The organism is Sphingomonas sp. RIT328 (assembly GCF_000632225.1).
In the GTDB taxonomy this organism is placed as follows: domain Bacteria; phylum Pseudomonadota; class Alphaproteobacteria; order Sphingomonadales; family Sphingomonadaceae; genus Sphingomonas; species Sphingomonas kyungheensis.
Genome location: NZ_JFYV01000005.1, coordinates 79,254 through 98,724 on the forward strand (window position 1 = coordinate 79,254; position 19,471 = coordinate 98,724).

At 67.4% G+C, this 19,471-nt stretch carries 13 protein-coding genes; 9 read left to right on the forward strand and 4 right to left on the reverse strand.

All coding sequences use genetic code 11. The annotated features are described in order from the left end of the window. Positions 1–26 precede the first annotated feature (26 nt). A complete protein-coding gene (locus BW41_RS03950) occupies positions 27–818 on the forward strand; it encodes a DUF72 domain-containing protein (protein ID WP_037531702.1) in 792 nt (263 codons plus the stop codon). A 3-nt stretch (positions 819–821) separates the two neighbouring features. Here BW41_RS03950 and BW41_RS03955 read toward each other — a convergent pair whose 3' ends face one another. Genes BW41_RS03955 through hemC form a run of 3 tightly spaced genes read right to left on the reverse strand, consistent with a single transcriptional unit; the run spans position 822 to position 3,357 of the window. Then, entirely contained in the window at positions 822–1,751 is a 930-nt protein-coding gene (locus tag BW41_RS03955; protein ID WP_037531655.1) for a hypothetical protein, read from the reverse strand. Continuing rightward, positions 1,748–2,446 carry a uroporphyrinogen-III synthase gene (locus tag BW41_RS03960; RefSeq protein WP_037531657.1) on the reverse strand — a complete coding sequence of 233 codons (699 nt, stop codon included), beginning with the start codon at positions 2,444–2,446 and terminating at the stop codon, positions 1,748–1,750. Before BW41_RS03960 ends, BW41_RS03955 begins: the two co-directional genes overlap by 4 nt. Next, complete coding sequence (gene hemC / locus BW41_RS03965) at positions 2,443–3,357, reverse strand: hydroxymethylbilane synthase (protein WP_037531659.1); 915 nt, start codon at positions 3,355–3,357, stop codon at positions 2,443–2,445. The genes BW41_RS03960 and hemC overlap by 4 nt, the downstream gene beginning before the upstream one ends. 85 nt (positions 3,358–3,442) lie before the next feature. Between hemC and tsaD the strand changes: the two genes are divergently transcribed. The 3 genes from tsaD (at position 3,443) to BW41_RS03980 (ending at position 8,652) form a co-directional block, all read left to right on the forward strand. Further along, entirely contained in the window at positions 3,443–4,471 is a 1,029-nt protein-coding gene (gene tsaD, locus BW41_RS03970) for a tRNA (adenosine(37)-N6)-threonylcarbamoyltransferase complex transferase subunit TsaD (protein ID WP_037531662.1), read from the forward strand. Continuing rightward, positions 4,468–5,445 (forward strand): NAD(P)H-dependent glycerol-3-phosphate dehydrogenase, encoded by a 978-nt coding sequence (locus BW41_RS03975; RefSeq protein WP_037531664.1) that lies wholly within the window; start codon positions 4,468–4,470, stop codon positions 5,443–5,445. The genes tsaD and BW41_RS03975 overlap by 4 nt, the downstream gene beginning before the upstream one ends. 153 nt (positions 5,446–5,598) lie before the next feature. Then, the gene (locus BW41_RS03980) at positions 5,599–8,652 is read left to right on the forward strand and encodes a TonB-dependent receptor plug domain-containing protein (protein ID WP_051583230.1); all 3,054 of its coding nucleotides are present in this window, start codon (positions 5,599–5,601) and stop codon (positions 8,650–8,652) included. Positions 8,653–8,711: 59 nt separating this feature from the next. Here BW41_RS03980 and purD read toward each other — a convergent pair whose 3' ends face one another. After that, positions 8,712–9,971 carry a phosphoribosylamine--glycine ligase gene (gene purD / locus BW41_RS03985; RefSeq protein ID WP_037531665.1) on the reverse strand — a complete coding sequence of 420 codons (1,260 nt, stop codon included), beginning with the start codon at positions 9,969–9,971 and terminating at the stop codon, positions 8,712–8,714. Between purD and xseA the strand changes: the two genes are divergently transcribed. From xseA to BW41_RS04010, 5 genes are all read left to right on the forward strand, one after another. Beyond that, positions 9,970–11,391, forward strand: coding sequence for an exodeoxyribonuclease VII large subunit (gene xseA, locus BW41_RS03990; protein WP_037531667.1), 1,422 nt, complete (start codon positions 9,970–9,972; stop codon positions 11,389–11,391). The genes purD and xseA overlap by 2 nt on opposite strands. Before the next feature lie 12 nt (positions 11,392–11,403). Then, entirely contained in the window at positions 11,404–11,604 is a 201-nt protein-coding gene (locus tag BW41_RS03995) for a DUF2093 domain-containing protein (protein WP_037531669.1), read from the forward strand. Further along, positions 11,601–12,440 carry a M23 family metallopeptidase gene (locus BW41_RS04000; RefSeq protein ID WP_037531673.1) on the forward strand — a complete coding sequence of 280 codons (840 nt, stop codon included), beginning with the start codon at positions 11,601–11,603 and terminating at the stop codon, positions 12,438–12,440. Before BW41_RS03995 ends, BW41_RS04000 begins: the two co-directional genes overlap by 4 nt. A gap of 279 nt (positions 12,441–12,719) precedes the next feature. After that, entirely contained in the window at positions 12,720–15,704 is a 2,985-nt protein-coding gene (locus BW41_RS04005; RefSeq protein WP_037531675.1) for a TonB-dependent receptor domain-containing protein, read from the forward strand. Positions 15,705–16,138: 434 nt separating this feature from the next. Then, entirely contained in the window at positions 16,139–19,420 is a 3,282-nt protein-coding gene (locus BW41_RS04010; protein ID WP_081792885.1) for a TonB-dependent receptor, read from the forward strand. Positions 19,421–19,471: the final 51 nt, after the last annotated feature.

Sequence of the window (19,471 nt, forward strand, 5' to 3'; positions counted from 1 at the left end):
CTGTGCCGCTCTGGTATGATGATGCCATGACAGTGCGAATCGGCATCGGCGGCTGGACCTATGCGCCGTGGCGCGACAGCTTCTATCCCGCCAAATGGCCGCAGAAGCGCGAGCTCGATTATGCCGCGGCGCGCCTGACCGCGATCGAGATCAACGGCACCTATTATTCGAGCTTCAAGCCGGCGAGCTTTGCCGGCTGGGCGGCGGCGGTGCCGGACGGCTTCGTCTTCACGCTCAAGGCGTCGCGGTACTGCACCAACCGCAAGGTGCTGGCGGACGCGGGCGAATCGATCGAACGCTTCGTCGGACAGGGGATTGTCGAGCTCGGCGACCGGCTCGGGCCGATCCTGTGGCAGTTCATGGCGACGAAGAGATTCGATTCCGACGACATGGCGGCGTTCCTTGCCTTGCTGCCCGCCGCGCACGCCGGCGTGCCGCTGCGCCATGCGATCCAGGTGCGCCACGACAGCTTCGCCGATCCCGCCTTCATCGCCATGGCGCGCCAGGCGAAGGTCGCGATCGTCTATGCCGATTCGACCGATTATCCGGCGATCGCCGACGTCACCGGCGATTTCGTCTACGCCCGGCTCGAGGCGGCGGAGGAGGTGCATCCCGCCGGCTATAGCGACGCGGCGCTCGACGATTGGGCCGCGGCGGCGCGAGTGTGGGCCGCGGGCGGCCAGCCCGACGGCCTGCCCTATGTGATCGCCGAACCACCGGCGAAGACGCCGCGCGAGACCTTCGTCTTCTTCATCAACGGTGCGAAGGTGCGGGCGCCGCACGGCGCGATGGCGCTGATCGACCGCATCGGGCGCTGAGGGTCACATCCCGACCGAGGTCGTCGCTTCCTCGTTCGCCAGTGCCTCGCTCGCCGCCGGCACGTCGGCCGGGGCGGCGGTGACGGTGGGCTTGGCCGGGGCGACGACCAGCGCGGCATTCTCGATCTGGTCGAGCGCATGGCGGGCATCGACGTAGCGATTCGCCGCCTGCATCCAATTGCCCGCATCGCCCGCCCCCGGCAGCCGCGCGACCTCGGCGCGTGCCGCCTCGACCTGGCCGCCTTCGAGCAGGCGACGTGCGCGGGCGAGGCGGTCGGCGGGGCGCGGCGACGGCGTTCCCGCCTTGCGCAGCACGACGAGGCTGCCGAGTTCGCGGCGCAGGCGCGCCCACCAATTGTCACCGCTCACCGTCGCGATCTCGGACGCGATCGCATCGAGCCCCTGGCGGAGGTCTTCCAGCGTCACCGGCTGGCGTGCGGCGTCGATGACGGTGGCGACGGCGCGCGGCTGGGCGGTGCCGAAGCGGTTGCGGAGCTGCTCTTCGAGATAGCCGAGCCCGGTGCCGCGATCGAGCGCGCGGCGTGCCGCCACCGCCACCAGCAGCCCTTCGGCGCGCCCGGCCTGCACGCCGGCCGCGGCGGCGTCGCTGGTCACCGCCGCGGTCCGCGCCTCGAGCGCGGTCAGCTGGCCGGCGAGCGTCGCCTCGCGCGAGGCGAGTGCAGTGGGGTCGAGCGCCGCATTGGTCGCCTGGCCATTGGCGTTGAGCGGCTGTGCGGGATTGAAATTGGCGGGATCGGGCGCGGTGCGCTGACCGGTGGTCGTCACAGCCGTGCCGCCGAGCCAGCCGACGCGCTTCATCAGATAGCCGGTGAGCATCGCACCGGCGACGAAGGCGAGGGCGATGATCGCCAGGAACAGGCCGGTACGGGCGCCGCGCGGGGGCCTGGCGTCGATCGGCTCATAGTCGGTCATGACCTCTTATCCCCGCCCCCTGCCGCACGGTCAATCATAGACAGTGCGAGCGTGCAGAGCGACGTGTCGTCGGGACTCGCGGCGGTGGCGGCGGTGGCCCAGCCGGTGCCCGCGGCGGCGCATACCGCGGGGCTGAGCGCGGCGATCGCACTGCGCGCGCGTCGATCGGCGAGCAGATCGGCGACGCGGCGCGCGGCGCGTACCGAATGGAGCAGCACGACACGGTCCGTCGCGGCGGCGGCGAAGGCGGCGGCATCGACCGGCAGCGCGACGCTGGCATAGACGATCGCCGTCGGATGTCCGCTCGCGACGTGATCGCGGCCGGCAAGGTGCAGCGGCCGGCGCAGCCCTGCCGCATTCGCTGCGGCGAGCGCGGCGGCGACGCCGCCTGCGCCGGTCACCGCGACGTCGAGGCCGGCCGCCGCGGCGACGCGCGCGGTCTGCGACCCGACCGCGATCACCGGCAGCGCGGCGAATACGGCGAGGCCGTCGCCGGCGTGGCGGATCGCATTGGTGCTGGTCAGCAGCAGGCTGTCGAAGCCCGCGGCGGCGGGCGGCGTCCAGGCGACGCCGGTCGCGGCGAACAGCGGCCAGCCGATCGCATCGCCGCCGCCGGCGTGGAGGCGGGCGAGGCTGCGCGCATCGCCCGGCGCCGGCCGCACCACCAGCGCGCCCGGCCAGACGTGCGGCCTCACGGCTGGAACAGCTGCCGCACCACCGCGGGCGCGCGCGCCAGAAGGTCGGCGGCGAGTTCGGCGGCGACGAGCGCACCGTCGGTACCTTCGCCGCTGCCCTCGACCCAGGCGCTGCCGTCCTCGGCGATCAGCTCGGCGCGCAGCGTCAGCATCGCGCCCGACAGCGCGGCGAGCGCCGCGACCGGCGAATGGCAATCCGCACCGAGGTGCGCGAGCAGCGCCCGCTCTGCGGCGACGCAGGCGCTGGTCGCCGGATCGTCGATCGCCGCGACGATCAGCGCGGCACGATGATCGGCATGGCGCACCTCGATCCCGACCGCGCCCTGCGCCGGGGCGGGCAGCATGTCGTCGGTCGCGATCGGCCGGCCGACACCGTCGCGACCGAGCCGGTCGAGCCCCGCCGCGGCGAGCAAGGTCGCCTGCGCCTCGCCCGCCGCCAGCTTGGCGAGGCGCGTATCGACATTGCCGCGGAAGGTGACGACCGACAGGTCTGGCCGCAGCCGCAGCAGTTGCGCGCGCCGTCGCGGCGAGCTGGTGCCGACCACCGCCCCCGCCGGTAGTGCCGCGACAGTGTCCGCGCCGATCAGCCGGTCGCGGACGTCGGCGCGCGGCAGCATCGCCGCGATCCGGATCGCCGCCGGGCGGATCGTCTCGACGTCTTTCATCGAATGGACCGCGGCATCGATCTCCTCCTCGAGCAGCGCGCGGTCGAGTTCCTTGGTCCACAGCGCCTTGCCGCCGATCTCGGCGAGCGGGCGGTCCTGCACCCGGTCGCCGGTGGTGCGGATGACGACCAATGCCACCGTCTCCGCCGCCCAGCCGTGCGCCGCGCACAATGCATCGCGCACCATCGCCGCCTGCGTCAGCGCGAGCGGCGATCCGCGCGTGCCCAGCCTGAAGTTGATCGCCATGCTCGCTCCCGCATCGTCCGCGCCTGCCTTGGCCGAAATCGCCACCCTTCGACAACCTCCGGCAACGCGGGTAAGACGCCTCGCCATGTCGGAACGCATTATCCTCGGGCTGGAATCGTCGTGCGACGAGACCGCCGCGGCCATCGTCACCAGCGATCGGCGCGTGCTCAGCCACCGCCTGCTCGGGCAGGAGAGCGCGCATGCGCCGTTCGGCGGCGTGGTGCCCGAGATCGCGGCGCGCGCGCATGTCGAGGCGCTCGATCCCCTGGTCCGCGCCGCGCTCGCCGATGCCGGGCTACGGCTCGATCAGGTCGACGCGGTCGCCGCGACCGCCGGCCCCGGGCTGATCGGCGGGGTGATGGTCGCGCTCGTCACCGGCAAGGCGCTGGCGCATGCCGCGGGCAAGCCGCTGATCGCGGTCAATCATCTCGAAGGCCATGCGCTCAGCCCGCGCCTGTCCGATCCCGATCTGGACTTCCCCTATCTGCTGCTGCTCGTCTCGGGCGGGCATTGCCAGTTGCTGCTGGTCGAGGGCGTCGCGCGCTATCGCCGGATCGCGACGACGATCGACGATGCCGCGGGCGAGGCGTTCGACAAGACGGCGAAGCTGCTCGGGCTCGGCTTTCCGGGCGGACCGATGGTCGAACAGGCGGCGGCGCGCGGCCGGCCGATCGTGCCGCTGCCGCGCCCGCTCAAGGGCTCGGCCGAGCCGCATTTCTCCTTTGCCGGACTGAAGAGCGCGGTGGCGCGCGCGGTCGGGCAGCATGAGGCGGACGATATCGCCGCCTCGTTCCAGGCGGCGGTGGTCGATTGCCTGATCGACCGCACCCGTCGCGGCATCGCCGGGGTCGCGGCGACCGCGCTGGTCGTCGCGGGCGGTGTCGCCGCCAATGGCGCGGTGCGCGCCGCCTTGCAGGATCTGGCGGCGGAACGCGGGCTGCGCTTCGTCGCGCCGCCTTTGTGGCTGTGTACCGACAATGCGGCGATGATCGCCTGGGCGGGGGCGGAGCGGTTCGCGGCGGGGCTGACCGACCCGCTCGACGTGCCGGCGCGGGCGCGCTGGCCGCTCGATCCGGATGCGGCGGCGGTGCGGGGTGCAGGAGTGAAGGCATGAGGATCGGGGTGATCGGCGGCGGCGCCTGGGGCACCGCGCTGGCGCAGGTGGCGGCGCATCGCGGTGCGCCGGTGACCTTATGGGCGCGCGAGCCCGAGGTGGTCGCAGCGATCAACACGGCGCAGGAGAACCGGCTGTTCCTCGCCGGCGTGCCGCTGTCGGCGTCGATCCGCGCCACCGGCGACCTTGCCGATCTCGCCGATCGCGACGCCCTGCTCGTCGTCGCGCCGGCGCAGCACGTCCGCGGCGTGCTGAGCCAGCTCGCGCCACGCGGCCAGCCGCTGGTGCTCTGCGCCAAGGGGATCGAGGCGGGGACGCAATTGCTCGTCGGCGAGGTCGCGCGCGCGGTGCAGCCGCAATCACCGGTCGCGGTCCTGTCCGGCCCGACCTTCGCGCATGAGGTCGCCGCCGGCCTGCCGACCGCGGTGACGCTGGCGGCGGCGGACGCGGCACTCGGGCGGGCGCTGTCCGACCGGCTCGCCGCACCGCATTTCCGTCCCTATGCGAGCGACGACGTGATCGGCGCGGAGATCGGCGGCGCGGTCAAGAACGTGCTGGCGATCGCCTGCGGCGTCGTCGACGGCGCCGGGCTCGGCCAGAATGCGCGCGCCGCGCTGATCGCGCGCGGCTTCGCCGAGATGACGCGCTTCGGCCTCGCCCGAGGGGCACGCGCCGAGACGCTCGCCGGCCTGTCCGGTCTCGGCGATCTGGTGCTGACCTGTTCGTCGACGAGCAGCCGCAACTTCTCGCTCGGCGTCGGCCTGGGACAGGGACGTGCCGCGGCGGAGCTGCTCGCCGACCGGCGGACGGTGGCGGAGGGCGCGTTCACCGCCCCGGTGCTGCGCGAGGCGGCGCTGGCGGCAGCGGTTGACATGCCGGTGACGCAGGCGGTCTGCCGCCTGCTGGAGGGTGCGCCGGTCGATGCGGTGGTCGGCGCGTTGCTGGCGCGGCCGTTACGACAGGAAGCGCGGTAACGCCGTCACGATAGAGCCGAACTGGTGCAATATAGCCACAATCGCGCAACATTGTAATCAATAGGTCATAGTTCGGTATTGACGGCGAACGCGGGCTGGCGAAGTTCGTATACGGGCTAGCGAATGATCGCAGCCCGTTAAGGGGCCGTATCAATGAACTGGAGAACGCACGTATCTTGTCTCGCCCTGGTCGGCGGGATGATGGTCGCCGCGCCGGCGATCGCGCAGACCGCCGACAATACCAATGCGGCGCCGCCGCAGACCGATACCGCCGCCGACAGCAGCGACACCAAGGCCGCGACGATCAGCGGCACGGCGCCGGACAGCAGCGGCAGCGGCGAGATCGTCGTCACCGGCACGCGCATCGTGCGCCCCAACATCACCGCCGCGGCGCCGATCACCTCGGTCACCTCCGCCGACATCCGCGCGCAGGCGCCGATCAACGTCGAAGAGGTGCTCAACCGCCTGCCGCAGATCTCGCCGGACAGTCAGCAGAATTATCAGGATTCGGACGGACGCCAGCGGATCAAGCTGCGCAGCCTCGGCTTCGAGCGCACGTTGGTGCTCGTCGACGGCAAGCGCCTCGGCACGCAGAACGGGCAGGATACCAACATCATCCCGGTGTCGCTGATCGAGCGCGTCGACGTGCTGACCGGCGGTGCGTCGTCGGTCTACGGCTCCGACGCGATCGCCGGCGTGGTCAACTTCGTCCTCAAGCAGAATTTCACCGGCGTGCGGATCGACGCCAATTACAATTTCTACAATCACAACAACACGTCGAACATTGTCACCAGCGCCGCCCAGGCATCGGGCTTCTCGCCGCGGCTCGGTCAGGTCAATGACGGCGGCCGTTCCGACATCGCGCTGACCGCGGGTACGTCGCTGTTCGACGGCAAGCTCAACCTGTCGGGCTTCGTCAATTATCGCCACGCCGATCTGGTGCCCTATGACGCGCGCTCGATCTCGGCCTGCCAGCTCAATCAGGCGACCAAGGACGGCCCGCTGTCTTGCCAGATCTCGACCTATTCGGTGAGCGGCTATGTCTCACCGAGCACCGGTACCAACGCCGGCCGGCAATATGTCAACGATCCCGCCGGCACGCGCACCTTCGTTCCCTATGGCACCGGCGCGGGCAAGGCCGCCAATCCGTATGACGGCTATTCCTACCAGCGGCAGGACAATCGGGTGAATGCGGGCGGCTTCGTCACGCTGAAGCTCGCCCCCGAGTTCGAGGTCTATGGCTCGGCGCTGTGGTTCCGCGACCGCTCGATCAACCGCTATCCGACGCGCGTCTTCGCCGCGGCGAACTACGGGTCCGATCCGTTCCTGGTCAATTGCAACAACCCGTTCCTGTCGACGCAGCAGGCGGGCATCCTGTGCGGCGCGGCCGCAGGCACCGCGACGCAGGTGCCGGTCGACATCCGCTATCGGTTCAACGCGCCGTTCATGACCGATACCTATACCAACACCGGCATCCGCGCGACCGCGGGCGTGCGCGGCAAGGTCGGCGATGCCTGGACCTATGACGTCGGCGGCGTCTTCTCACGCAACCAGCAGATCTGGGATTCGTCGCGCCTGCCGAGCTTCGACCGGGTCAACAACGCGCTCAACGTCGTCAGCGTCAACGGCGTGCCGACCTGCGCGAGCGGTGCGGCGGGCTGCGTGCCGTTTGACGCGTTCAGCGCCGGCAACAGCAACCAGGCGCTGATCAACTATCTGTACGGCGACCTCGCCCCGGCGATCCAGAAGCAGGTCGGCCTGCTCTACGACGTGCAGGCGAACATGACCGGCGACCTCGGCACATACGGCATCACCTCGCCGCTCGCCACCGACGGCGTCGCCTTCGCGCTCGGTACGGAATTCCGCAAGGACCGCCAGTTCTCGCAGCTGACGCCGGGCTTCATCGAGGATTACGGCGGCTCGCCGTCCGATCTCGCCCAGCATGTCTGGGAGTCCAATATCGAGGTGCAGGCGCCGCTGATCCAGGATCGCCCGTTCGCGCATCTGCTGCAGGCCAATGGTGCCTACCGCCTGTCCAAGTACAGCAGCAACCCGAACAAATTCACCACCTGGAAGATCGAGGGCCTGTACGCGCCGGTCGCCGACCTGACGCTGCGCGCCTCGTTCAACAAGGCGCAGCGTGCGCCGACCGTGGTCGAGGCCTATCAGGCGTCGAACATCAGCTATACGCGGCAGGGCGGTTCGCAGAACGATTTCTGCGCCCCGACGGTGACGACCGTCAACGGCGTCACCACCTACGGCGCGCCGATCGCCTCGCGGGAGGTGTGCCGCGCCACCGGCCTGTCGGATACGCTGTACGGCAGCACGACGTTGCTCTGCCCCAACGACCAGTGCACGGTGCGTTCGGGCGGCTTCACTGCCGATCCGGAGACCGCCTACACCCAGACCTACGGTCTGGTGGTCAAGCCGCGCTTCGTGAAGGGTCTGGTGTTTTCGGTCGATCGCTACCGGATCAAGATCAACAACTCGCTCGGCTACAACGATTACAGCTATTACACCGACGGCTGCCTGCGCTCGGGTGGCGATTCCTTCTTCTGTTCGGGGATCGTCCGCGACGCCAACGGCACGCTGTATGCGGCGGCGGCGAACAATCCGACCAGCGGCTTCATCCGTCAGGGTACGACCAATTACTATCTGTCGATCGCCCGCGGCTGGGACTTCCAGGGCAGCTATGCGCTCGGCCTCGGCGGCGCCGGGCGGCTCGATTTCGACTTCAACGGCTCGCTGACCACCTTTGCCGGCGGGCAGGATTCGCCGGTCCAGCCGCAGCGCAATTGCACCGGCTATTTCGGCAACGGGTGCAGCCAGTTGCTGCCGAAGTGGTCGCATGGCCTGCGCACCACCTATTCGACCGCGGACAATGTCTTCAACGCCTCGTTCAACTGGCGCTACGTCGGTTCGCTGACCAGCGCCAACAATTCGGGCGACGAAGCGATCGGCGGCACGCCGGACCGGGCGCAGACGACCTTCTACCGGATCGCACCGACCAGCTATTTCGACCTCGCGCTGACCTTCAACATCGCGCGGCAGTTCGCCTTCCGCGTGATCGCGAACAACCTGTTCGACAAGAACCCGCCGATCCTGGCGAATTCGTACAGCATCAGCCTCGCGCGCAACAATACGATCCCGCAGCGCTACGACGCGCTCGGGCGCAACATCGCGATCGGCACGACGATCACCTTCTGATCGGCGCCACCGACCATGACGACGAGGCCCGCCGGAGCGATCCGGCGGGCCTTTGCGTATCAGCGCGCCAGTTCGCGCCAGCCGATGTCGCGGCGGTGGAAACCGTCAGCATAATCGATCGCCGCGACGCCGTGGTACGCCGCGTCGCGCGCCGCGCGGATGTCGGTGCCGGTGGCGGTCACCGCGAGAACCCGCCCACCCGACGCGACCAGCCTATCACCGTCCTGCCGCGTGCCGGCCTGGAAGACGATCGCGCCGGTCGCCTCCGCCGCGTCGATGCCGCGGATCGCGCCGCCGGGCGCCGGCGTGCCGGGATAGCCCGCCGCCGCGATCACCACCGTCATCGCCGCCTCGTCCCGGAAGGCGGCGAGCGACAGTTCGCCGAGCCGGCCCTGCGCCACCGCCAGCATCGTCTCAAGAAGATCGCCGGCGAAGCGCGGCATCAGCACCTGGCATTCGGGATCGCCGAATCGCGCATTATATTCGATCAGCTTGGGGCCGGTCGCGGTCAGCATCAGCCCGGCGTAGAGGACGCCGCTGAACGGCGTGCCGCGCTCGGCGAGCGCCTTCACCGTCGGTGCGACGATCTCGTCGAGCGCGCGCCGTTCCAGCGCCGGCGTCAGCACCGGGGCGGGGCTGTAGGCGCCCATGCCGCCGGTATTGGGGCCGGTATCGCCCTCGCCGACGCGCTTGTGGTCCTGCGCGCTGCCGAACGGCAGCAGCGCGACGCCGTCGGTGAGCACGAACAGGCTCGCCTCCTCGCCGTCGAGGAACTCCTCGATCACCACCGGCGCATCCCCGCCGTCGAACATCGTGTCGAACGCCGCGGCCGCCTCCGCCTCGCTGGTCGCGATCACCACGCCCTTGCCCGCGGCGAGTCCGTCCGCCTTGATCACGACGGGATAGGAGAAGGTGCTCGCCAGCGCCGCCTCCGCCTCGGTGCGATTGCCGACCCGGACATAGCCTGCGGTCGGGATGTCCGCCTCGCGGCACAAATCCTTGGTGAAGCCCTTCGATCCTTCCAGCTGCGCGGCGGCCCTGTCCGGCCCGAACACCGGCACGCCCGCGGCGCGCAGGCTATCGGCAAGACCATCGACCAGCGGCGCCTCCGGCCCGATCACGACGAGACCAACGTCATGGTCCGCCACGAAATCCACCACCGCGGCATGATCGGTCGCATCGAGCGCGACGCAGGTCGCATGGCGCGCGACGCCGGGGTTGCCAGGCGCGGCATAGAGCGTATCGAGGAGGGCCGATTGCGCCAGTTTCCAAGCGAGTGCGTGCTCGCGGCCACCTGAGCCCAACAGCAGGACGTTCATGCCAGAGTTCCTATCCGATACCGACGACGCCCGGCTGCTAGCCGAGGAGCGCCCCGGCGACAACGCGCTCGCCCTGTCGGTCGGCGAACTCAGCTTCAAACTCAAGCGGCTGGTCGAGGGCGAGTTCGGCCACGTCCGCGTCCGCGGCGAAATCTCGGGCTATAAGCGCGCCGCCTCGGGGCACGTCTATCTCGCGCTCAAGGACGATGCCGCGGTGATCGACGGCGTGATGTGGAAGGGGCAGGTCAATGCGCTCGCCTTCGCGCCGCAGGACGGGATCGAGGTGATCGCGACCGGCAAGCTCACCACTTATCCCGGCCGCTCGAAATATCAGATCGTCATCGAACGGATGGAGCTCGCCGGCGCCGGCGCGCTGATGGCCCTGTTCGAGAAACTCAAGGCGAAGCTCGCCGGCGAGGGCCTGTTCGAGGGCGCGCGCAAGCGGCGGCTGCCCTATCTGCCGCGGACGATCGGCGTCGTCACCTCGCCGACCGGCGCGGTGATCCGCGACATCCTCCACCGGCTCGAGGATCGCTGCCCGAGCCACGTCCTGGTCTGGCCGGTCAAGGTGCAGGGGCAGGGGGCGGCCGAAGAGGTCGCCGCGGCGGTGCGCGGGTTCGACGCGATGCCGGCGGACGGCCCGGTGCCGCGCCCCGATCTCGTCATCGTCGCGCGCGGCGGCGGCTCGATCGAGGATCTGTGGGCGTTCAACGAGGAAGCGGTGGTCCGCGCGGTCGCCGACTGCACGATCCCGATCATCTCCGCGGTCGGGCACGAGACCAACACGACCTTGTGCGACTTCGCCGCCGACCTGCGCGCGCCGACGCCGACCGCGGCGGCGGAACTGGCGGTGCCGGTGCTCGCCGATCTGCGGCATACGATCCAGAGCCATGCCGCGCGCACGCAGCGCTGCGCGCACCGCTATGTCGAGCGCGGGCGCGAGCGGATGACCGCGCTCGCGCGGCTGCTGCCGAAGCGCGACGCCTTGCTCGGCCCGCAGCGCCAGCGCGCCGACGACGCCGGCCAGCGGCTCGACCGCGGGTTGGAGCGGCGGGTGACGCTGGCGCGCGGCCAGCTCGATCGGGCGGGCGGCGCCTTGCGTCCGGCGGCGTTGCAGCAGCAGCTCGACCGCCAGCGTGACCGGCTCGCCGCGACATGGCGGCTGGTGCAGTCGCTCAACCCCGATGCGGTGCTCGATCGCGGCTATGCCCGCGTCACCGCGCGCCGGGAGGATGGCGCAGGGGAAACGCTCGCCTCCGCCGCGGCGGTGCGCGCGGCGGGCGCGGTGACGCTGCGCTTCCGCGACGGCAGCGTCGATGCGACGGTCGACGATGCCGCGCCGGACCGCCCCGGCGAGCGCAAGGTTGAGCGCAAGCCCGCCAAGACCTATCCCCGCGCCGACCAGCCGACGCTGTTTTGACAGGACCCTGACATGCTCGTTTCGAATTCGGACCGCCCGGCGCGGCTTCATTATATGGCCAACGGCTTTCGCGTCCTGACCCCCGGCGACCATGTCGTCTGCGCGGTGAGCGGCGCGCGCATTCCGATCGACAGCCTGCGCTATTGGAGCGTCGACCGCCAGCACGCCTATGCGAGCGCGCATCTCGCCAGCGAGGCGCTGCGCCCGCAATGAGGCTTGCCGCGCTGCTGCTGCTCGCCGCGATCGCACCCGCCGCGGCGGCGATGCCGCAGGCGGCGCCGCTTGCCGCTCCTGCTTTCCGCTGGACCGGCGTGCCGACACAGGGCGGGCTGATCAGCGGCACCGCACCCGCGGGCAGCGTCTCGGTGACGCTCGACGGCCAGCCGGTCGAGCTCACCGATCGACGCTTCATCGCCGGCTTCGACCGCGACGCTGCGCCGCAGGCGATGCTGGTCGCGACGCTCGCCGACGGCCGGCTGATCAGCCAGACACTGTCGGTCGCGCCGCGCGCGTGGCGGATCGAGCGGCTCGACCGGCTCGCCAAATTTCCCGCCCCCGACCCGGTGATGGCGCGACTGCGCCCGCCCGAGCTCGCGCGGATCGTCGCCGCCCGCGCGCGCGTCACCGATGCCGAGGGCTGGCGGCAGACGTTCCGCTGGCCGGCGACCGGCCGCATCTCCGGCCTGTTCGGCGCGCAACGCATCTATCGCGGCGAGCCGGGCAGCTATCATTCGGGGATCGACATCGCCAAGCCGACCGGTGCGCCGGTGACCGCGCCCGCCGACGGCGTCGTCATCCTCGCCGCCGACCAGCCGTTCACGCTCGAAGGGCATCTGCTGATGCTCGACCACGGTCACGGCCTCAACAGCGCCTTCCTGCATCTGTCGCGGATCGACGTGCGCGTCGGCGATCACGTCCGCCAGGGCGAGCCGATCGGCCTGGTCGGCGCGACCGGACGCGCGACGGGGCCGCACCTTCACTGGAGTCTGCGCTGGCGCGACGCGCGGCTCGATCCGCTGCTCGTCGCGCCGCCGATGCCGGGCGCGTAGCTCTGCCTGCTTAAACGACATTTCCGAACGTCATGCTGCGTTTGCGAGCAGGGCGAGCGTTGCGGCGGCCGTTCTCGCCCGTAGAATGTGTCATTTCGGCGACACATTGCAGCAAAGCTGACCTTAATCAGTCATGCGGGTTTACACGTTAAAAATCCCCCTGCATTCCTCCGCCATGTCTCTTGAAGGTCGCCCCCCGCGGCCAAGGGGGGCTTGGCAAATACCCGCGCCGGCACCGCCATAGCGGGCCGGCCCGTTTGGGTCAGGCAAGGGAAACTCATGTCCACGTTTCATCGTAATTCGCGCAAGGCCGCGCTGCTCGCAGCGGTGACGCCGTTCGCGATGCTCTATGCCGGCACCGTCTCGGCACAGACGAGCACCGCGCCGACGCAGCCCGCCACGACGCAGGATAACCTGCCCGCCGCCGAGCAGGACGCCGCCGCCCAGGCCGATGCCGGCCGGCAGCTTCAGAGCGCCTCCGGCGATTCGAGCACCGGCGGCGCCGACATCGTCGTCACCGGCTCGCTGTTCCGCCAGGCGATCACGCCGTCGCCGGTCACCACGCTGTCGGCCGAGTCGCTCGATCAGCGCGGCATCGCCACCGTGCAGGACGCGGTGCAGCGCCTGTCGTCGAACAACGGCGCCGCGCTGACCAACTCCTTCACCGCCAACGGCGCCTTCGCCGGCGGTGCGTCGGCGGTGTCGCTGCGCGGCCTGTCGAGCAGCTCGACGCTGGTGCTGTTCGACGGTCTGCGTGCGGCCTATTATCCGCTCGCCGACGACGCGACGCGCAACTTCGTCGATCTCAACACCATCCCTGACGATATCGTCGAGCGGATCGAAGTGCTGCGTGACGGCGCGTCGTCAAGCTACGGCGCGGACGCGATCGCGGGCGTGGTCAACATCATCACCAAGCGCAGCTTCAACGGCGTGTCGGGTCGCGCCGAGGCGGGCATCTCACAGAGCGGCATCGCGCCGACGCAGCGCCTGACGCTGACCGCGGGTACCGGCGATCTCGATGAAAAGGGCTATAACGCCTATATCAGCGGCTTCTATTATCACAGCGGCGGCGTCCGCAATTCGGACCTGCCCTATCCGTTCAACTCGTCGAACCAGACCGGCATCGGCGGTCCGGACAACACGCTGAACGCGGGTACCTGGGCCGCAGCCAATGCCGGTGCCAACTTCTACACGCGTCCGACCGGCGGCACGCAGTTCAATCTGCTTGGCAATCAATGCCAGACGGGCCAGCCGATCGCCACGGGTGCAACCGGCGCGACCGTGTTGCCGTCGACGATCTGCTCGCAGGACTCGGTCTATCAATACGGCACCGTCGCGCCCGAGATCGAGCGGTTCGGTGGTTCGGCCAAGTTCACCGCCAAGATCGGCGATACGTCCGAGGCCTATGCGGAATTCAATTTCCAGCAGAGCCGCAGCAGCTATTCGGGCACGCCGACGCAGATCTACGCGAACGGTCCGGCGGGCATCTACTTCCAGCCCTATTCGAGCCGGTCGAATTCCGCATCGTACGCGCCGGGTTCGCAGGCGCTGACACTACCGGTGTTCCTGAGCAACGGTCAGCTCAACCCGAACAACCCCTATGCCGCCTCGGGTCAGACCGCGCAGATCGTCGGCCTGCTGCCGACCTCGGTCGAGCGCAACGAGACGCGCAGCCGTGTCTATCGCGGCGCCCTGGGCATCCACGGTACCGTGCTCGGTGACTGGGACTATCGCGTCGACGCCACCGCGATGCACACCGACCTGCGTCGTACCGCCGACGGCTATGTCTACATCCAGCATCTGCTCGATGTGATCGCCGACGGCAGCTACAATTTCCTCAATCCGTCGGCGACCAGCCAGTCGACGCTCAACTATCTGACGCCGACCAACATCACCGACTCCAGCTCCGACCTGTATCAGCTCCAGGCGAGCGTCAGCAAATCGCTGATGCAGCTGCCGGGCGGCGACCTGCAGCTCGGCTTCGGCGGCTCGGTCTATTATGAGGCGGTCGACTCGCCGAGCGCCAACTCGGACATCAACGGTCCGACGCAGCGCTACTTCCGCATCAACGCTTTCGGCACCTCGGGCCATCGCACCGTCTCGTCGGCGTTCGGCGAGCTCAATGCGCCGGTGCTCGATCAGCTGACGCTCAATGCGTCGGGCCGCTATGACCATTATTCGACCGGTCAGAGCAACTTCTCGCCCAAATTCGGCGCGAAGTTCACGCCGTTCCGCCAGCTGACGCTGCGCGGCACCTATTCGCGCGGCTTCCGCATCCCGAGCTTCGCCGAGGCGAACGCCTTGCCGACCACCGGTTATGTGACCAACTCGGCGGGCCTGTTCAACGATGCGTATCTCGCGCAATATGGGTGCACCACAGCCAACTTCAGCACCGCGTGCCCGACCTACATCCGCTCGGGCAGCTATGGCGCGACGACGCTCGCCACGCCGGACCTGAAGCCCGAAAAGTCGCGCAGCTTCACCGGCGGCGTGGTGTTCGAGCCGCTCCGCAACGTCACGCTGACGGTCGATTACTTCAACATCAAGAAGACCGGGGCGATCACTTCGCTGACCTCGGGTGACGCGCTCCGCGCCTATTATGCCGGCCAGACGATCCCGACCGGCTTCACCATCACGCCGGACGCGGCCGATCCGGCCTTCCCGAATGCGACGCCGCGCGTGCTCTATGTCTCGTCGGCACTGGTCAACGCCAATACGTTGAAGTCGGAGGGTATCGATTTCGGCGCCAACGCCCGCTTCAACTTCGGCGATGTCACCTGGATCAGCAACCTCGACGCGACGTTGCAGCTTGAGCTTAGCACGACCTTCCCGGACGGTCACAAGGAAAGCTATGTCGACACGCTCGGCAACTACAACCTGACCGCTGGTTCGGGCACCTTCCGGTGGCATGGCAACTGGCAGAACACGCTGCTCGTCGGGCCGTATTCGGTGACCGGAACGGTCAACTACACGTCGGGCTACGACCTGTCGGCGGAGGATCAGGGCGGCGTCGCCGGCGATTGCAGCCTTGCGCCGAGCCCGGCCTATACCGGCTGCCGCGTCAAGAGCTACATCACCTTCGATCTCAACACGACGGTCAAGGTCAACGACCAGTTCAGCTTCTACGTCAACGCGCTGAACCTGTTCAATCGCCTGCCCGGCCTCGATCCGGTCACCTACGGCGCCTATCTCTACAACCCGGTGCAGGCCGGCGATGGCATCTACGGCCGCTACTTCCGCGCTGGCGTGAAGTTCAGCCTCTAAGCCGGACGACACTGCAAACGCCTTGGGGGCGGCCTCGTGAGAGGCCGCCCTTTTTTGTTGTCAAAAAGCAAGGTAACCGCGGCCTTATCGTCGTAATTGCAAGCACTTAGATGGAAGGGCAGTGTTTACCGAGCAGATGGATGAAAATATCATGGCCGGGGGGAAAGCTATTATTATCAGATAATAAGACGGTATTCTGGCCAGCCTGCGTTTTGGATTCCTATGCCTTCACGGTTTGAAGGCGGAGTGACATAAAAACCACGCTATATACCGAAACGGATATATTTAATACTGATCTCTCTTTACATGTCCAATATGGATATGCCTTCTTCTCCCACTGACCCGTCACTTCGACCTGCGGAGGATGGGCGAGGCCAGCCCGAGCATAATGAGGCGGCGAATGTCGCGGCTCCGGGACAAAACAGGGGAAGAGCATGTTGAAGATGTCAAAGATCACCCGCACGGCCTTGCGCAGCAACGCGGCCCTTACGGCATTGGCGTTGCTTGGTGCCGGTATCGGTATGGTAGGACTTGCTGCTCCCGCAATGGCGCAGGATTATACCCAGGTGAACGCGACCGGCCGGGTGCGTGGGACCGACGGTAAAGCTATTGCCGGAGCGAAGGTCGAGGTAAGGTCAACAGCGCAAGGCTTTACTCGGACAGCGGTGACTGATCAGGACGGCGCCTACGTCATCTCCGCACTGCCACAGGGCACCTATGACTTTACGGTATCCGCCGATGGGTACGAAACATTCACCGACCCTGCCGTTCGGCTGATCCAGGGGCGGGCAGCCAACCAATTCAATCTTCAGCCTAGTGACGCAGGTGCAGCAAGCGACATCGTCGTCACAGCCGGGCGGGTCCAGGTCGTCGATTTCAGCAGCAACACCATCGGCCAGACCGTCGATGTCGCCGATGTCGCGACGCGGGTGCCGGTCGCCCGTGATCTCACCTCCGTGGTGTTGTTGGCGCCCGGTACGACCGGAGGCGACAACCGCTTCGGTTCGGTGCGCGACAACGGTCTGCCCTCGGTCAACGGTTCGTCCGTGTCGGAGAACGTCTATTACGTCAACGGATTGAACATTACCCAATTCCGCAACGGGTTGGGTGCCGTGGCAATTCCGTTCGAGTTCTACCAGACCGTTCAGACAAAAACGGGTGGTATTTCCGCCGAATTCGGCCGTTTCACCGGCGGCATGATCAACGCCACGACCAAATCGGGCTCCAATGAGTGGCACGGCGGCATTACCTTCAACTGGCAGCCGAACACGTTGATTTCCAAGACGAAGAATACATTCGCGGCAGATAACGACTCGGCTTATCTCAAGCGCAGCGACTTCATTGCGCAGCTGTCGGGTCCGATCATCAAGGACCATTTGTTCTTCTACGGTATCTACGATGCCGTCGATCTTCGTTGGGGGCAGGGCTATACCGGAAGCGCGTCGGCGACACAGACGGGACCGGCAGGATGTGCCAGCAATCCCACGATGTGCGCCGATTACGCCGATCTCCGCAAGGCGGGTCAGCAATTGGTCGGCACGTCCTATAGCCGTAACGCGAATACCAGCCCGTTCTGGGGCGGCAAGGTGGATGCCGTCATCGTCGATGGTCAGCGGCTGGAGGCGACCTATTGGAACACGAGCGGAAAACAGATCGAGGAAATTTACGGAACCAGTCAATACACGCTGGCAAGCGGCCAGCGTTATAATCCGAACACGAACGCTCCCGACGGGTATGTGACGAGCAACGTCTACCGCGCGGGCGGCGAGAATTATGTGTTTCGTTATACGGGTAGCTTCACCAACTGGCTGACGTTGTCGGCTGCCTATGGCGTCAACAAGAACAGCGAAACGACGGAGTCTGGCGCGCCCGATCTGCCCTACGTACTCGATCAGCGTAACGGCGCAAACAGCAGCATCGGCAACACCGTATCGAATGCGTCGCTGAATTTCGACAAGCGGACTTTCTATCGCGCAGACGCCGACCTGCGTTTCTCTCTACTCGGGTCCCATCATATCCGCGGCGGCTATGACCGTGAGGATCTCGACGAAACGTCGACGACGATTGCCAATGGCGGCGCGCAATATACGCTCCTCACCGCGTCTGGCGACGCTACGACGATCGATCCCACGGTCGGTTTGCCGGGTGGCACGCCTTACGCCGTGGCTCGCGCATTTAAGACGGGTGGGCAGTTCGCAACCCGCAATACCGCTTTCTATGCGCAGGATGAGTGGCGATTGTTCCAGGAGCGGATCAACCTCAACTTCGGCGTTCGCAACGACCGGTTCGAAAATCGCAATGCCGCCGGACAGACGTTCTTCCTCGCCAAGAATCAATGGTCGCCACGTCTTGGCGGCAGCATCGATCCTTTGGGTGACGGGCGGACCAAATTCTTCGGGTCATTCAGCCGCTATTATTTGCCGGTCGCGGTGAACACCAATGTCCGGCTTGCCGGCAGCGAACTCGACTATAACGCCTATTACGTGCTGAACGGTCTGTCGGCAACGAACGTACCGATCCTCGGCGCGCCGATCACCACGGGAGCGGGGTTCACAGCCTGTCCTGGCAACTCACCCGCGGGAACCGCGTGCGTCGTCAGCCACGACGGCACGGTGCCGAGCACCGCTTCCGTCGTGGCTGCCAATCTGAAACCGCAATCGGTCGACGAGATCGTGTTCGGTATCGAACGGCGCCTGGGTCACCGTATCCGGCTCGCCTTCAATTTCACACAGGCGAAGCTCAACAACTCGCTGGAAGACGCATCACTCGATCAGGCGATCGTCCCCTATTGCATTGCGCAGGGTAAGGCTGCGTCCGACTGTCGGTCGATCTGGAGCGGGGTCGAGCAATTCGCGCTGATCAACCCGGGCCGTGATGTCGTCGTGACCCTGAGCGATCCGCTGCCCGGCGAGACATCGGCCAGAACGGTTACGCTATCATCCGCGGCCCTCCAATACCCGCTGGCGCAACGGACCTATCGCGGTGTGACGTTCGCACTGGATCGGGAGTCGGATGGCAAGTGGGAGCTGCACGCCAACTATACCTATTCCAAGCTGGTCGGAAATATCGAAGGAGGCGTCCGTTCCAACAACGGCCAGAGCGACTCCGGCTTGACGACGGCGTTCGATCTCCCGGCGCTGGTCGACGGCACTTATGGATATCTGCCCAACGATCGCCGTCACAACCTGAAGGTCTGGGGGTCATACAAGTTTGCCGACTGGCTGACGCTCGGGGTCAATGCCAACGTGATGTCACCGCGCAAATTCGGCTGCTACGGTCGTGCGCCGGCCAGTCGCGATTTCGATGCGACCGCGCCCGGCGGCATCACGGGCCTGTATTACAAGACCAGCGGTGCCTATTGCGACGTGGCGAACGGCAAAGTCGTTCGGGATCCCACCGGCTTCACGGTCATCAACGATCGATTTGACCGGGTGGGCGGCGTGCGGCCGACGACGCTCGGCCTCGTGCCCCGCGGTTCGCAATTGACGGCCGCCTGGCTGGCGCAAGTCAACCTCGATGCGACGGTGGCGTTGCCGACCGACGCATTCAATGGTTTCCTGCGTCTTTCGGTATTCAACGTCTTCAATGCCCAACCGGCGCTGCGTCTGTCGGAGACGGGGACGACATCGGCAGGCGCACCGTTACCGACCTATTCCCTGCCGGTTCAGTACAATCTGGGGCGTGCGGCCCGGATCCAGCTGGGCGTCGCATTCTGACGCGATCCGGGGATGACAAGAAGGGGCCGGCGATCACCGGCCCCTTTTCCA

Coding starts and splice junctions, on each gene's coding strand:
- BW41_RS04010 (WP_081792885.1), top strand. CDS start 16,139: ATGTTGAAGATGTCAAAGATCACCCGCACGGCCTTGCGCAGCAACGCG.
- BW41_RS03955 (WP_037531655.1), bottom strand. CDS start 1,751: ATGACCGACTATGAGCCGATCGACGCCAGGCCCCCGCGCGGCGCCCGT.
- BW41_RS04005 (WP_037531675.1), top strand. CDS start 12,720: ATGTCCACGTTTCATCGTAATTCGCGCAAGGCCGCGCTGCTCGCAGCG.
- hemC (WP_037531659.1), bottom strand. CDS start 3,357: ATGGCGATCAACTTCAGGCTGGGCACGCGCGGATCGCCGCTCGCGCTG.
- BW41_RS03995 (WP_037531669.1), top strand. CDS start 11,404: ATGCTCGTTTCGAATTCGGACCGCCCGGCGCGGCTTCATTATATGGCC.
- tsaD (WP_037531662.1), top strand. CDS start 3,443: ATGTCGGAACGCATTATCCTCGGGCTGGAATCGTCGTGCGACGAGACC.
- BW41_RS03975 (WP_037531664.1), top strand. CDS start 4,468: ATGAGGATCGGGGTGATCGGCGGCGGCGCCTGGGGCACCGCGCTGGCG.
- purD (WP_037531665.1), bottom strand. CDS start 9,971: ATGAACGTCCTGCTGTTGGGCTCAGGTGGCCGCGAGCACGCACTCGCT.
- BW41_RS04000 (WP_037531673.1), top strand. CDS start 11,601: ATGAGGCTTGCCGCGCTGCTGCTGCTCGCCGCGATCGCACCCGCCGCG.
- BW41_RS03980 (WP_051583230.1), top strand. CDS start 5,599: ATGAACTGGAGAACGCACGTATCTTGTCTCGCCCTGGTCGGCGGGATG.
- xseA (WP_037531667.1), top strand. CDS start 9,970: ATGCCAGAGTTCCTATCCGATACCGACGACGCCCGGCTGCTAGCCGAG.
- BW41_RS03950 (WP_037531702.1), top strand. CDS start 27: ATGACAGTGCGAATCGGCATCGGCGGCTGGACCTATGCGCCGTGGCGC.